Origin of the sequence: Umezawaea sp. Da 62-37, assembly GCF_032460545.1 — a bacterium.
Taxonomy (GTDB): Bacteria; Actinomycetota; Actinomycetes; order Mycobacteriales; family Pseudonocardiaceae; genus Umezawaea.
The window spans coordinates 4,927,868-4,941,117 of sequence record NZ_CP135965.1 but is presented as its reverse complement, the minus strand read 5'-3'; the positions used below and the strand labels follow the sequence as shown (position 1 = coordinate 4,941,117).

Below are 13,250 nucleotides of genomic sequence, written 5' to 3'. Positions count from 1 at the left end.
CGCGGGGGCCTTTCGCGTTGGGGCGGCGGTTCTCGTCGTCGGGCTCCCTGAGTCGCGGACGCGTGCCGGTCGCAGGAGACTGGGGCGATGGACGTTGTGACGCGGCAGGGCGAGTTGCAGGTGGCGGCGGACGCGATCGTGGACGCCTTGGGGTTGAAGCAGTCCCTGGCCGAGTTCGGTGAGCCGGTCCGCGTGGGCAGTTCGGCCCTGGGGCTCATGGTTCGGCGGGACATCGACATCACCGTCGTGTGCCCGGCACTGGACATGGCCACCCACGAGGCGGTGGTGGAGCTCGGCGGTGAGCTCGCCCGGCACGACCGGGTCGGGAAGGTGTTGTTCCGCAACGACACCGGCGACTGGAACACCGACCCCGCCTATCCCGACGGCTTCTACCTCGGCGTCGGATGCCGGTCCGCGCACGGGCTCGACTGGAACCTGGACATCTGGTTCGTGGACGAGCCCGCGCGGCAGCCGGACCTGGAGCACGTGCGGACGCTGCCCGGCCGCCTCACGGACGAGACCCGCGAGGCGATCCTCCACATCAAGGAGGCCTGGTCCGAGCGTCCGGAGTACGGGAAGTCCGTGACCGGCAACGACATCTGCACGGCCGTGCTCGACAAGGGCGTTCGCACGCCGGAGGAGTTCGAGCGGCAGCGGCCGGTCTAACTCGGGGTGAACTTGGCGACAGCGGCGCCGAGCGCGGTGCGGAAGTCCGGTCCGCCCCGATGACCCGAGTCCTCGACCAGGTGCAACTCCGCGCCCGGCCAGGCCTTCGCCAGTTTCCAGGCGGTCTCGGCCGGGCAGCTCATGTCGCGCCTGCCGTGCACCAGGACGGCGGGGATGTCCGCCAGCTTGCCGACGTCCCGCAGCAGGGCGCCTTCCTCGAGCCACGCGCCGTGGACGCCGTAGTGCGCGCAGATGCGGACCATGGCGACCATGGCGTCGGAGGCCTTGTCGCTGTACATGTCCGGCTTGCCGCTGATCTCCATCGACAGGACCGCGTCCTCCCAGGCGCACCAGGCGGTGGCGGCGCGGGACCGCACGTCGGGGTCCGGGTCCGACAGGAGTGCCAGGTAGCCGGCCAGGAGGTCCGTGCCATCGGGGACTTCCGCGCGGAAGGCCGCCCACTCCGCCGGGAAGAACCGGCCGACGCCCCGGTACAGCCAGTCCGTCTCGGCCCTGGTGGAGGTGGTGACCGAGACCAGGATCAGCCCGGTCACGCGTTCCGGGAACCGTTCCGCGTAGGCGAGGGCGAGGGTGGTGCCCCAGGAGCCGCCGAACACCAGCCAGCGGTCGACGCCGAGGTGCTCGCGGAGCAGTTCGGTGTCGCGCAGCAGGTGGTCAGTGGTGTTGACGCTCATGTCGGTGGCCGGGTCGCTCGCGTGCGGGGTGCTCCTGCCGCAGCCGCGCTGGTCGAACAGCACTATTCGGAACTTCGTCGGGTCGAAGCTGCGTTGCGTCCCCTTGGGACTTCCGGAGCCCGGTCCGCCGTGCAGGATCACCACCGGCTTGCCCTCGGGGTTGCCGAAGACCTTCCAGTGGACGGTGTTGCCGTCGCCGACGTCGAGGAAGCCGTCGTCGTGGGGTTCGATCGGGGGGAACGGATTCGTCATGTGATCGACACTAACGACGGCGAGCCCGTGTGATGGCCCTCGCCCTGGCGACGAGGTCGTCCACCAGGTCGGCGTCCACAACCGGTGGGGCGCCGGTGTCGTCGTCGCAGCAGCGGGGCTTGGTGCGCTTGTCGCCGCTGCGCGGCCGAACGCCCGCGAGTTCGTACAGGGCGTCGTAGAGGTTGCGGCCGGGGTCGTCGTCGTGCGGGCCGACGAGGAGCACCCAGACGGTCTCGGGGGCGGGGAAGGCCACCACGACCCGGTCGGCGCCGCGCAGGTGCTTCACGCACAGGCGGGGGAGCGGTTCGGGGCCGGTCACGCGGTAGCCGAGCGCGACGCAGCCGCTGTGCGACAGCTCGTCGAGGAACCGGTCGTAGGCGTGCCGGGCGGGCCCGCGCAGGCCGGAGGCCTGGGAGCTGGCGACGGGTGTCTCGACGACCGTGATCAACCGGTGCGGACCACGTGTCCTTCACCCCGGTGCATCTGCTCCAGGCTCACCGCGAGGTCGGCGCGGTCGCGCAGCGCGAGGTCGCTGAGCCTGCGGTGCACCTCGTCGAGCAGGCCGCGGCTCTTGCCGGCGCGGCGCAGGTCGGACACCAGGTGCAGCACCTCGTGGAGGCGTTCGGCGTCGAGCAGCATCCGCGGTTGCTTCGCGCTGATCGAGAGCACGCCCTCGCGCGCCCACGCCTTCACCGTCTTCTCGGTCAGGTCGAGCAGTTCACCGGCGACGACGGGCCGGATCGGGGGTGCCTTCCGCAGTGCCCTCGCCACGACGCCCGTGAGCTTGTGCCTGCGCGCGTCGTCCTCGTGCAGCGTCAGCGCCACCTCTTCGATCTCGGCGATCTGCTCGAACAGATCGCGGATCTGCGCTGCCTCGGTTGCTACGGACATGTCGGCCTCCCCTCGGTTCACTACCGATTATTACCTAGTTTCTCGGTAGTCGCAACAGCGGGGAACGGCCCCGGAGCCAGGGCGCCGGGGCCGCTTCCGCACAGGTCAGGAGGAGTAGAAAAGACCCGCGAGACCGCCGTGCTTGCGACGGTGGCCGTGGTGGCCGTAGTGCACCTGCGGCGCACCCCACGCGGGAGCGGGCTGCGCGTAGCCGGGCGGGGGGTAGGCAGCGGGCGGCGGGGGCGGAGGAGTCGCCATCTGGGTCTCCAGACGGGTGATCGCCTCCAGCTCGCCGTAGTCGAGGAACACGCCGCGGCAGCCATCGCACTGGTCGATGTGCACCCCCATGCGGTCGTAGGTGCGCATGTTCGCGTGACACTTCGGACACTGCATCGTGTGGGCCTCCTGCTCGTACACGCCGCTTCGGCGATTGGTCCGATATTAGCCGCGAGCCATGTGCGGATGTGCCGAGACGATCCGATCGCACGACTCCACGAGCGCTTCCTGCGCCTCGTCCAGCTCTTTCCCGTCGCGCTGGGCAGCCAGCAGGGCACGCGCCGCCATCTGCACGACCAGGGCGCGCGCGGGCACGTCCAGCGCCGCCCACGGGTCGACCGCCGACACCGCCGCCCCGCCCGCCGCGGTGTAGGCCTCCAGGAACCGCCCCCACGTCTCGGCGTCCAGCACCCCGGCCGCGTGCAGCGCCGCGGGCCGCGCCAGGTCCCACGCCGGGTCGCCGACGCCGAGGTCGTCCACGTCGATCAACCGCCACCCGTCCGCCTCGACCATCTGCCCGAGGTGCCAGTCCCCGTGGCACACGGTCAGGTGCGCGGGCGCGTCGACCGGCGGCAGCGTCGCGTGGGCCCGCAGCACCTTCCCCGCGTCCCCGCCGAGCCCGGACGCCCGCAGGTCGGCCACGGTCCTGGCGAACCGGTGCGGCGCCCCCGACGGCGGCTGCGCCCCCGCGAAGTCCGACGGCTTGAACTCGTGCAGCGCGGCCAGCAGCCGGCCCGCTTCCTCCAGCGGCGCCGTTTCCGGGTCCCGCTCCGGTACCGGGCGGCCCAGCGGCCACGTCGTGACCACCCGGCCGTGGAGCAGCACGGGGGAGACGTCCAGCGGCGGCAGCAGCAGCCCGCTCAGCCGCGGGTCGCCCGCCAGCCGCATCCGCGCGCCCAGCACCACCGGGTCCGCACCGGGCTCGTGCGCCTTGACCACGACCTCCCCGACCCTGATCACCACGACGTCACCGCGCACCGCGAGCACCACGGGGTCGGTGTCGTCCGGGACGAGAGCGGCCATGGCCGCGACGAGGTCTGCGCTCACCGCACCAGTGAAGCACCCGGCCCGCCGCGGCCGTTCCCACCCGTGGAGCACCTGGTCGCTGTGGCCATTCCCACCCGCGGAAGCGCCGGCGGGCGGGCGAGGATGGCCTGGTGCAGTCACGCGTCGATCCCCTGACCGCGGTGGCCATCGGCGTCGCGCTGGTCGCTGTCTCCTCGTCCGGCCCGTTGATCGCCTTCGCGGCCGCTCCGGCGCTCGCGATGGCGTTCTGGCGCACGGGATTGGCGGTGGGGGTGCTGGCGCCGTTCACGTTGGCCCGGCGCGGTGGGGAGTTGCGGGCCGTCGTCGGGCAGCGGTCCGGGAGGTACAGCGCGTTCGCGGGGGTGGCGTTGGCGGGGCACTTCGCGACGTGGATGCCCAGTACGCAGTTGACGTCGGTGGCGACGGCGACGGCGCTGGTGGCGACCCAGCCGGTGTGGCAGGGGGTGATCGCGCGGTGGCAGGGGCGGAGGCAGTCCGCTGCCACGTGGGTGGGGATCCTGCTCGCGGTGGTCGGGGTGGGGGTTGCCACCGGGGCGGACTTCAAGGTCGCGGGGCCCGCGTTGTGGGGGGATCTGCTGGCGTTGGCGGGTGGGGCGTTGGCGGCTGTGTACACGGCGTTGGGGGAGCGGGCTCGGGTTTCGGTGACGACCACGACGTACACGTTGGTCTGCTACTCGGTGTGCGCGGTGTTGTTGTTGGTCGGGTGTTTGGTGTTCGGGGTGCGGTTGGTGGGGTTCAGCGGGACGACGTGGCTGGCGATCGGGGGGTTGGCGGTGGGGGCGCAGCTGTTGGGGCACTCGATGTTCAGCTACGCGCTGCAGAAGGTGTCGGCGGGGACGGTGAGTTTGCTGATCTTGTTGGAGGTGCCTGGGGCCGGGGTGATCGCCTGGTTGTGGTTGGGGCAGGTGCCGGGGGTGGGGGCGATGGTGGGGGTGGGGTTGTTGTTGGTGGGGTTGGCGGTTGTGGTGGTGGCTGGGGCTCGAGCGGGGAGGGCTGGCCGGGTTGGGCGGGTTGGGGGTGGGGTGGATGTGGGGGTGTGAGTTGGTGGTGGGGTGGGGGTGATGGGTGCTGTCGGTGCCGGTGCTCGGTGGTGTGAGGTGTCAGCGCCAACGTCAACGTCAGTGCCAACGCCAGTGCCAGTGCCGACCCCAGTGCCAGTGCCGACCCCAGTGCCAGTGCCAACGCCAGTGCCAGTGCCGACCCCAGTGCCAGTGCCGACCCCAGTGCCAACGCCAGCGCCAGCGTCGACCCCAACCCCAACCCCAACCCCAACCCCAACGCGAGTGCCAACCTCAATGCCAGAGCCAACCCCAGTGCTGGTGGTGTGGGGTGTTGGTGCTTGGTTGGGTTGTGGATCTTGTGGGGTTGGTTTTCGGGGAATGTCGTACCCCTTGGCTAGCGTGTGTGTCGGGGGGTCTTCACGACGGGGGGACCTTTGGGTAGGTGTGCCCTGGGTCTGCGGGGGTTGTGCGGGGTTGGGTTCACGGCGCGGAACCCGGCCCCCGTGCGCGCAATTGTCTCAATGCCTTGCCGCACCTTGTCAAGACGATAAAGCCATCTTGACAAGCTACGACAAGGCAGGAGGGCGCTGTGTATCGGGGGCAGGGGAGGTCTGGCTCCGCTGGCGTTCTGCTGTGCCGAACTGGGGCATCAGGCTGTGCCTGACCAGGCATCGGGCGTTGCCCGACAGGGCGGTGGGCGCTCCGCGCCGGATGCGAGGGGGCGGCTGTGCCGGCGGGGGTTGTCCCTTGCTCTGCGGGGGTGGGCACCTCGCTGCGCGTCGGTGGGGCACCTGGGCTTCGCCGTCGGACGAGGCACCTGGCTTCGCTTCGGTCAGACATTCGCAGCTTCGCTGGGTGGGGGTGGTTTGTTCTGGTTGTCAGGGCTTGGACAGGCAGATGGTTGTGGTGGGGTCCGAGTAGGTGACTGACCTGGGTGGGTCGGGGCACGTGTGCTTGTCGTGTTCGTCCGTCAGCACCGCGTCTACCCGTAGGTCGGCTGCTGTTGTGCATGGCACGCGTCTGATCGTGGTGCCGTGGCCGTTCAGGCAGTCGCCCGCGTGGACTGAGAGCGTGTAGCAGCCGAGGCTGCCGCTGTGGTGGCGGCCGCCGCGTCTGGGGACGGCGAGGTAGTCGCCTGAGGGGCAGCCGTGGGTGGTGCGGGTGTGGCGGGCGAGGCGGTAGACGGCTGTGGGGGCGTCGCAGGCGGTGGCGATCAGTTCGGCGTGTTCGTCGACGGTGGCGCAGCCGCCGACGTTCGGTTCGCGTGGCCAGGACCAGTAGCAGAAGGTGGCGATCGCCAGGGCGGCTGTGATGGCGGCCGCTTGTCGGATTCGGTTTGTCGTCCGCTCGGTCACCGAAGCGTCCCCCGCACGTCGTGATCTCGAAGTCCCTGTGTACCGGGTCGCGTCCCGCCAGACCCCCGTTTTGACCCGGGTAGACGAGGAGAGGTATCTTTGGTACTCGTGCCCGACCCATGTCGGGCCGCTCCGTGTGCCTATGCATTAGCAGCGCAGCTCAGATGCGGTGCTGGTTTGCCTGAAGCACCGGTGTCCTCCACTCGCTGGAACACCTGCGGTGTTACCCGCGGACCTTGGGATCCGGGCGACACGCCCGACCTCGGGTGCAGAGAGGGATCAAGTAAACAGAGCTCGCCAGACCGCTTGACGAGACGCAACAACGGAAGAAGCAGCCGGCGTATGCCAACGATCCAGCAGCTGGTCCGCAAGGGCCGCACTGACAAGGTCGCCAAGCAGAAGACCGCGGCCCTCAAGGGGAGCCCGCAGCGGCGCGGTGTGTGCACCCGCGTCTACACCACGACCCCGAAGAAGCCCAACTCGGCGCTCCGCAAGGTTGCCCGCGTGAAGCTGACCAGTGGCATCGAGGTCACCGCGTACATCCCTGGTGAGGGCCACAACCTGCAGGAGCACTCGATGGTGCTCGTGCGCGGTGGTCGTGTGAAGGACCTGCCGGGTGTTCGTTACAAGATCATCCGCGGTTCCCTGGACACCCAGGGCGTGAAGAACCGCAAGCAGGCTCGCAGCCGTTACGGCGCGAAGAAGGAGAAGAGCTAATGCCCCGCAAGGGACCGGCCCCGAAGCGGCCGCTGATCTCCGACCCGGTCTACAGCTCTCCGCTGGTGACCCAGCTCATCAACAAGGTGCTGGTCGACGGCAAGCGCTCGGTCGCTGAGAAGATCGTCTACGAAGCGCTCGAGGGTGCTCGCGAGAAGACCGGTACCGACCCGGTCGTCACGCTGAAGCGCGCGCTGGACAACGTGAAGCCGACCCTCGAGGTGCGCAGCCGCCGTGTTGGTGGCGCCACCTACCAGGTGCCGGTCGAGGTTCGTCCGTCGCGCTCCACCACGCTGGCGCTCCGCTGGCTGATCACCTTCTCCCGGCAGCGCCGTGAGAAGACGATGGTCGAGCGCCTGATGAACGAGCTGCTCGATGCGAGCAACGGCCTCGGCGCGAGCGTCAAGCGTCGCGAGGACACGCACAAGATGGCCGAGTCCAACAAGGCCTTCGCTCACTACCGCTGGTGATGTGATGCCCGGCCCGCAACAGCGGGTCGGGCTCTCCCAGCCCTAGCGAGCGCTGCTACCAGCTGCTCAAAGACAGGGGAAGACACCCGTGGCACAGGAAGTGCTCACCGATCTGGCCAAGGTCCGCAACATCGGGATCATGGCGCACATCGACGCGGGCAAGACCACGACGACCGAGCGAATCCTCTTCTACACGGGGAAGAGCTACAAGATCGGCGAAGTGCACGACGGCGCTGCGACGATGGACTGGATGGAGGAGGAGCAGAAGCGCGGCATCACGATCACGTCCGCCGCGACGACCTGCTTCTGGAAAGACCACCAGATCAACATCATCGACACGCCGGGCCACGTGGACTTCACGGTCGAGGTCGAGCGTTCGCTGCGCGTTCTCGATGGCGCCGTTGCCGTGTTCGACGGCAAGGAAGGCGTCGAGCCCCAGTCCGAGCAGGTCTGGCGGCAGGCGACCAAGTACGACGTGCCCCGCATCTGCTTCGTCAACAAGATGGACAAGCTGGGCGCCGACTTCTACTTCACCGTGCGCACCATCCAGGAGCGGCTCGGCGCCAAGCCGCTGCCGATCCAGCTCCCCATCGGCTCGGAAGGCGACTTCATCGGAGTCGTCGACCTCGTCGAGATGCGCGCCCTCACGTGGCGCGGCGAGGTGGAGAAGGGTGACGACTACACCATCGAGGCGATCCCGGCCGACCTGAACGACAAGGTCGCCGAGTTCCGCGAGAAGCTCATCGAGGCCGTCGCCGAGACCGACGACGACCTGATGGAGCTCTACCTCGCTGGTGAGGAGCTGACCGTCGAGCAGATCAAGACCGGCATCCGCCGGATCGTGACCAACCGCTCGGCGTACCCGGTCCTCTGCGGTTCCGCGTTCAAGAACAAGGGCGTCCAGCCCATGCTCGACGCGGTCATCGACTACCTGCCGTCCCCGCTGGACGTGCCGCCGGTCGAGGGCACCCTGCAGGACGGCGTCACCCCGGCGTTCCGCAAGCCTTCGAAGGAAGAGCCGTTCGCGGCCCTCGCCTTCAAGATCGCGGCGCACCCGTTCTTCGGCAAGCTGACCTACATCCGGGTCTACTCGGGTCGGCTCTCCGCGGGCACCCAGGTCATCAACTCGACCAAGGACCGCAAGGAGCGCATCGGGAAGCTCTTCCAGATGCACGCCAACAAGGAACAGCCCGTGGACGAGGCCCAGGCGGGCCACATCTACGCGGTGATCGGTCTCAAGGAGACCACCACCGGCGAGACCTTGTCGGACATCCAGCACCCGATCGTCCTCGAGTCGATGACGTTCCCCGACCCGGTCATCCGGGTCGCGATCGAGCCGAAGACCAAGGCCGATCAGGAGAAGCTGGGCACGGCGATCCAGAAGCTGGCCGAGGAGGACCCGACCTTCCAGGTCCAGTTGGACGAGGAAACGGGTCAGACGATCATCGCGGGCATGGGCGAGCTGCACCTCGAGGTGCTCGTCAACCGCATGAAGTCGGACTACAAGGTCGAAGCGAACATCGGCAAGCCGCAGGTGGCGTACCGGGAGACGATCCGCGGAACCGTGGAGAAGTACTCCTACACGCACAAGAAGCAGACCGGTGGCTCCGGCCAGTTCGCGAAGATCCTCATCACGTTGGCGCCTCTGCAGAGCACCGATGGTGCCCTGTACGAGTTCGACAACAAGGTCTCCGGTGGTCGCATCCCCAGGGAGTACATCCCCTCGGTGGACGCGGGCGCCCAGGACGCCATGCAGTACGGCGTGCTGGCGGGCTACCCGCTGGTGGGCATCAAGCTGACCCTGCTCGACGGTGCGTACCACGAGGTCGACTCCTCCGAGATGGCGTTCAAGATCGCGGGTTCCATCGCGCTCAAGGAAGCCGCCCGGAAGGCCAACCCCGTGCTCCTCGAGCCGGTTATGGCGGTCGAGGTGACCACGCCCGAGGACTACATGGGCGATGTCATCGGTGACTTGAACTCCCGTCGTGGCCAGATCCAGGCCATGGAGGAGCGCAGCGGCGCCCGCATCGTCAAGGCGCTGGTTCCGCTGTCGGAAATGTTCGGGTATGTCGGCGACCTGCGGTCTCGCACCCAGGGTCGCGCGAACTACTCGATGGTGTTCGACTCCTACGCCGAGGTTCCGGCCAACGTGGCGAAGGAAATCATCGCGAAGGCGACGGGCGAGTAACCCGAAGCAGAGCACCGCAGTTCTAGCGGGCTCTCCGGGGGGTCTCCCTGGGGTCCGCACAATCGACCCTGACGTGTAGTCCGGCGGGCGGGAAGCCCGCCCGCCGGACGAGCAATACGAAGTCCAGGAGGACAATCCAGTGGCGAAGGCGAAGTTCGAGCGGACGAAGCCGCACGTCAACATCGGCACCATCGGTCACATCGACCATGGCAAGACCACGCTGACTGCTGCTATCTCCAAGGTGCTGCACGACAAGTTCCCGACCCTGAACCAGGCGTCGGCGTTCGACCAGATCGACAAGGCGCCGGAAGAGAAGCAGCGCGGTATCACGATCTCGATCGCTCACATCGAGTACCAGACCGAGAAGCGCCACTACGCGCACGTGGACTGCCCCGGTCACGCGGACTACATCAAGAACATGATCACGGGTGCGGCGCAGATGGACGGCGCCATCCTGGTCGTGGCCGCGACCGACGGTCCCATGCCGCAGACCAAGGAGCACGTGCTCCTGGCCCGCCAGGTCGGCGTGCCCTACATCGTCGTCGCCCTGAACAAGGCCGACATGGTGGACGACGAGGAGATCCTGGAGCTCGTCGAGCTCGAGGTCCGCGAGCTGCTCAGCGAGTACGAGTTCCCGGGCGACGACCTCCCCGTGGTCCGCGTTTCCGCGCTGAAGGCCCTCGAGGGCGACGTCGAGTGGGGCGAGAAGCTCATCGGCCTCATGGACGCGGTGGACGAGAGCATCCCCGAGCCCGAGCGCGAGGTCGACCGCCCGTTCCTCATGCCCGTCGAGGACGTCTTCACGATCACCGGCCGCGGCACCGTGGTGACCGGTCGCATCGAGCGGGGCATCCTCAAGGTCAACGAGGAGATCGAGATCGTCGGTATCCGCGAGGCTTCGCGGAAGACCACGGTCACCTCGATCGAGATGTTCAAGAAGTTCCTCGACGAGGGTCGGGCCGGCGACAACGCGGCCCTGCTGCTCCGCGGCATCAAGCGCGAAGACGTCGAGCGCGGCATGGTCATCGTGAAGCCCGGCACCACGACTCCCCACACGGAGTTCGAGGCGCAGGTGTACATCCTCTCGAAGGACGAGGGTGGCCGCCACACGCCGTTCTTCAACAACTACCGTCCGCAGTTCTACTTCCGCACCACGGACGTGACCGGCGTCGTCGACCTCCCCGAGGGCACCGAGATGGTCATGCCGGGCGACACCACGGGCATGATCGTGAAGCTGATCCAGCCGATCGCCATGGACGAGGGCCTGCGCTTCGCCATCCGCGAGGGTGGCCGCACCGTTGGTGCGGGTTCCGTCACCAAGATCATCAAGTAAGTGATCCTGGTCTAATTCCAGACCCCGATTTGGACCGCCGCACACCCGTGTGGCATCCTTAACGGGTTGCTCGTCGGGGCGGCCGCGTTCGTAAGAATTCGGCCGCCCCGTCACGAGCGGTCCGCGCCCTGAGTCATTGGACATCGGTTAACCCCGCTGGCTGATCAGGGTGCTGTGGGTCAGGCAAGACCCATCCCACGGAGTTATCTCAGTGGGACCGGCTTATGCATCGGGCGCGACACGCCCGACCGCGTGGACCGGGCACCGTGACATTTGAACAGGGGCGGAGCGCGCCAAGGGTCCCCAGTGACCCCCATTAGGCACCGCACCGCAGCGGTACGAGAAGCAGAGGAACGGCAAGCCACTATGGCGGGACAGAAGATCCGCATCCGGCTCAAGGCCTACGACCACGAGGCGATCGACGCGTCCGCGCGCAAGATCGTCGAGACCGTGACGCGCACCGGCGCTCGGGTCGTCGGGCCTGTGCCGCTGCCCACTGAGAAGAACGTTTACTGCGTCATCCGCTCGCCGCACAAGTACAAGGACTCGCGCGAGCACTTCGAGATGCGCACGCACAAGCGTCTGATCGACATCCTCGACCCGACGCCGAAGACGGTGGACGCGCTCATGCGCATCGACCTGCCGGCGAGCGTCGACGTCAACATTCAGTAAGTGGACGCGGCAGTGTTGATCCCATTTGGGGCGGAGAGTAACGAGACCCATGTCTGACAGGCAGGTTAAGGGGCTCCTGGGCACCAAGCTCGGCATGACTCAGGTCTTCGACGAGAACAACCGGATCGTTCCGGTTACCGTCGTCAGGGCCGAGCCGAACGTGGTCACCCAGGTGCGAACCCAAGAAATCGACGGCTACACGGCTGTGCAGCTGGCCTTTGGCGCTATCGACCCGCGCAAGGTCAACAAGCCCGTGACGGGCCACTTCGCCAAGGCAGGCGCGACTCCTCGTCGCCACTTGGCGGAGCTGCGCACCACGGACGCCACCGAGTACCAGGTCGGCCAAGAGCTCACCGCAGAGGTGTTCGAGGCCGGCGCGGTGGTCGACATCAGCGGCACCAGCAAGGGCAAGGGCACCGCCGGTGTCATGAAGCGCCACGGCTTCCACGGTCTTGGCGCCAGCCACGGCACCCAGCGCAAGCACCGCTCGCCGGGTTCCATCGGCGCCTGTGCCACGCCTGGTCGCGTGTTCAAGGGTGTCCGCATGGCTGGCCGCATGGGCCACGAGCGCGTGACCACTCAGAACCTGACCGTGCACCGCATCGACGCCGAGGCGGGGCTGCTGCTCATCAAGGGCGCGGTTCCCGGTCCCAAGGGCGGTGTGGTGTTCATCAAGAGCGCTGCGAAGGGTGGTGCCTGATGACGAACACCGTTGAGGTGCACACGCCGGACGGCAAGACCGACGGCAGTGTCGAGCTGCCCGCCGCGATCTTCGACGCGCAGGCGAACATCTCGCTGCTGCACCAGGTCGTCGTGGCCCAGAGGGCCGCGGCACGCCAGGGCACGCACAGCACGAAGACCCGCGGTGAGGTCTCCGGTGGCGGCAAGAAGCCGTACCGGCAGAAGGGCACCGGCCGCGCCCGTCAGGGCTCGACCCGTTCGCCCCAGTTCGTCGGTGGCGGTATCTCGCACGGCCCCCAGCCGCGCGACTACACCCAGCGGACGCCCAAGAAGATGAAGGCCGCCGCTCTTCGCGGTGCCCTCTCCGACCGGGCCCGCGCCGGCCAGCTGCACATCGTGAGCGCTCTGGTGAACGGGGACACCCCCTCCACCAAGACCGCCCGCAAGCTGCTGGAGTCGGTTACGGAAGCGCGCCGCGTTCTGGTCGTGCTCAACCGCGCCGACGAGGTCTCGTGGGTCAGCCTGCGCAACCTCGACCGTGTGCACGTGATCGCGCCCGACCAGCTCAACACCTACGACGTGCTGGTCAACGACGACGTGGTGTTCACCAAGGACGCGTACGACGTGTTCATCGCCGGACCGGCCCGTGGCCGTTCCGCGAAGGCCGTCGCCCGCTCCTCCGAGGTGTCCGAGGAGGCCGCGAAGTGATCCCCGACCACAGGGACATCCTGCTCGCGCCGGTGATCTCCGAGAAGTCCTACGGGCTGCTCGAGGAGAACAAGTACACCTTCGTGGTGGCACCCGGCTCGAACAAGACTCAGATCAAGATTGCCGTTGAGAAGGTCTTCGGCGTCAAGGTCGTCAGCGTCAACACTCTCAACCGGCAGGGCAAGCGCAAGCGCACCCGGTCCGGCTTTGGCAAGCGCAAGGACACCAAGCGCGCCATCGTGACGCTGTCTGCCGAGAGCAAGCCGATCGAGATCTTCGGCGGCCCGGCCGCCTGATG

Annotated in this window: 16 protein-coding genes; 10 read left to right on the top strand and 6 right to left on the bottom strand. The window is 68.0% G+C overall.

The features are described from left to right. Positions 1-87 precede the first annotated feature (87 nt). Positions 88-666 (top strand): hypothetical protein, encoded by a 579-nt coding sequence (locus RM788_RS22290; protein WP_315933681.1) that lies wholly within the window; start codon positions 88-90, stop codon positions 664-666. Here the strand turns inward: RM788_RS22290 and pip are convergent. The 5 genes from pip to RM788_RS22265 all read right to left on the bottom strand — a co-directional run bounded on the left by pip (position 663) and on the right by RM788_RS22265 (position 3,827). Next, the gene (pip, locus tag RM788_RS22285; protein WP_315933680.1) at positions 663-1,613 is read right to left on the bottom strand and encodes a prolyl aminopeptidase; all 951 of its coding nucleotides are present in this window, start codon (positions 1,611-1,613) and stop codon (positions 663-665) included. The genes RM788_RS22290 and pip overlap by 4 nt on opposite strands. A gap of 10 nt (positions 1,614-1,623) precedes the next feature. Beyond that, on the bottom strand, positions 1,624-2,061 hold the full coding sequence (locus RM788_RS22280) for a hypothetical protein (protein ID WP_106187105.1): 438 nt from the start codon (positions 2,059-2,061) through the stop codon (positions 1,624-1,626). Beyond that, on the bottom strand, positions 2,058-2,504 hold the full coding sequence (locus tag RM788_RS22275) for a hypothetical protein (protein WP_315933679.1): 447 nt from the start codon (positions 2,502-2,504) through the stop codon (positions 2,058-2,060). Before RM788_RS22275 ends, RM788_RS22280 begins: the two co-directional genes overlap by 4 nt. A gap of 105 nt (positions 2,505-2,609) precedes the next feature. Beyond that, positions 2,610-2,897, bottom strand: a complete 288-nt coding sequence (locus tag RM788_RS22270; RefSeq protein ID WP_315933678.1) for a TFIIB-type zinc ribbon-containing protein — start codon at positions 2,895-2,897, stop codon at positions 2,610-2,612. A gap of 48 nt (positions 2,898-2,945) precedes the next feature. Continuing rightward, positions 2,946-3,827, bottom strand: a complete 882-nt coding sequence (locus tag RM788_RS22265) for a phosphotransferase family protein (RefSeq protein ID WP_315933677.1) — start codon at positions 3,825-3,827, stop codon at positions 2,946-2,948. A 110-nt stretch (positions 3,828-3,937) separates the two neighbouring features. Here RM788_RS22265 and RM788_RS22260 point away from each other — a divergent pair, with 110 nt between their 5' ends. Then, complete coding sequence (locus RM788_RS22260; protein ID WP_315933676.1) at positions 3,938-4,867, top strand: DMT family transporter; 930 nt, start codon at positions 3,938-3,940, stop codon at positions 4,865-4,867. An 839-nt stretch (positions 4,868-5,706) separates the two neighbouring features. On the opposite strand, the gene RM788_RS22255 is transcribed toward RM788_RS22260, so the two are convergent. Continuing rightward, positions 5,707-6,183 (bottom strand): LppU/SCO3897 family protein, encoded by a 477-nt coding sequence (locus RM788_RS22255; protein ID WP_315933675.1) that lies wholly within the window; start codon positions 6,181-6,183, stop codon positions 5,707-5,709. A 342-nt stretch (positions 6,184-6,525) separates the two neighbouring features. Between RM788_RS22255 and rpsL the strand changes: the two genes are divergently transcribed. The 8 genes from rpsL (at position 6,526) to rplW (ending at position 13,248) form a co-directional block, all read left to right on the top strand. Then, positions 6,526-6,900, top strand: a complete 375-nt coding sequence (gene rpsL, locus RM788_RS22250) for a 30S ribosomal protein S12 (protein WP_090015396.1) — start codon at positions 6,526-6,528, stop codon at positions 6,898-6,900. Further along, positions 6,900-7,370, top strand: a complete 471-nt coding sequence (gene rpsG / locus RM788_RS22245; protein ID WP_106187108.1) for a 30S ribosomal protein S7 — start codon at positions 6,900-6,902, stop codon at positions 7,368-7,370. The genes rpsL and rpsG overlap by 1 nt, the downstream gene beginning before the upstream one ends. 88 nt (positions 7,371-7,458) lie before the next feature. Further along, positions 7,459-9,558 (top strand): elongation factor G, encoded by a 2,100-nt coding sequence (gene fusA, locus RM788_RS22240; RefSeq protein WP_315933674.1) that lies wholly within the window; start codon positions 7,459-7,461, stop codon positions 9,556-9,558. A 139-nt stretch (positions 9,559-9,697) separates the two neighbouring features. Next, positions 9,698-10,891: an elongation factor Tu gene (gene tuf, locus RM788_RS22235; RefSeq protein WP_315933673.1), complete on the top strand. Its 1,194-nt coding sequence runs from the start codon at positions 9,698-9,700 to the stop codon at positions 10,889-10,891. A gap of 366 nt (positions 10,892-11,257) precedes the next feature. After that, positions 11,258-11,563 carry a 30S ribosomal protein S10 gene (rpsJ, locus tag RM788_RS22230; protein WP_003938093.1) on the top strand — a complete coding sequence of 102 codons (306 nt, stop codon included), beginning with the start codon at positions 11,258-11,260 and terminating at the stop codon, positions 11,561-11,563. Between the two features lie 49 nt (positions 11,564-11,612). After that, the gene (gene rplC / locus RM788_RS22225) at positions 11,613-12,263 is read left to right on the top strand and encodes a 50S ribosomal protein L3 (protein ID WP_315933657.1); all 651 of its coding nucleotides are present in this window, start codon (positions 11,613-11,615) and stop codon (positions 12,261-12,263) included. Further along, positions 12,263-12,952, top strand: coding sequence for a 50S ribosomal protein L4 (rplD, locus tag RM788_RS22220; RefSeq protein WP_315933656.1), 690 nt, complete (start codon positions 12,263-12,265; stop codon positions 12,950-12,952). The genes rplC and rplD overlap by 1 nt, the downstream gene beginning before the upstream one ends. Further along, entirely contained in the window at positions 12,949-13,248 is a 300-nt protein-coding gene (gene rplW / locus RM788_RS22215) for a 50S ribosomal protein L23 (protein ID WP_106187113.1), read from the top strand. The genes rplD and rplW overlap by 4 nt, the downstream gene beginning before the upstream one ends. The last annotated feature ends 2 nt before the right edge of the window (positions 13,249-13,250 follow it).

Coding starts and splice junctions, on each gene's coding strand:
- RM788_RS22290 (WP_315933681.1), top strand. CDS start 88: ATGGACGTTGTGACGCGGCAGGGCGAGTTGCAGGTGGCGGCGGACGCG.
- rpsL (WP_090015396.1), top strand. CDS start 6,526: ATGCCAACGATCCAGCAGCTGGTCCGCAAGGGCCGCACTGACAAGGTC.
- rpsJ (WP_003938093.1), top strand. CDS start 11,258: ATGGCGGGACAGAAGATCCGCATCCGGCTCAAGGCCTACGACCACGAG.
- rplC (WP_315933657.1), top strand. CDS start 11,613: ATGTCTGACAGGCAGGTTAAGGGGCTCCTGGGCACCAAGCTCGGCATG.
- RM788_RS22270 (WP_315933678.1), bottom strand. CDS start 2,897: ATGCAGTGTCCGAAGTGTCACGCGAACATGCGCACCTACGACCGCATG.
- RM788_RS22275 (WP_315933679.1), bottom strand. CDS start 2,504: ATGTCCGTAGCAACCGAGGCAGCGCAGATCCGCGATCTGTTCGAGCAG.
- rplD (WP_315933656.1), top strand. CDS start 12,263: ATGACGAACACCGTTGAGGTGCACACGCCGGACGGCAAGACCGACGGC.
- rpsG (WP_106187108.1), top strand. CDS start 6,900: ATGCCCCGCAAGGGACCGGCCCCGAAGCGGCCGCTGATCTCCGACCCG.
- pip (WP_315933680.1), bottom strand. CDS start 1,613: ATGACGAATCCGTTCCCCCCGATCGAACCCCACGACGACGGCTTCCTC.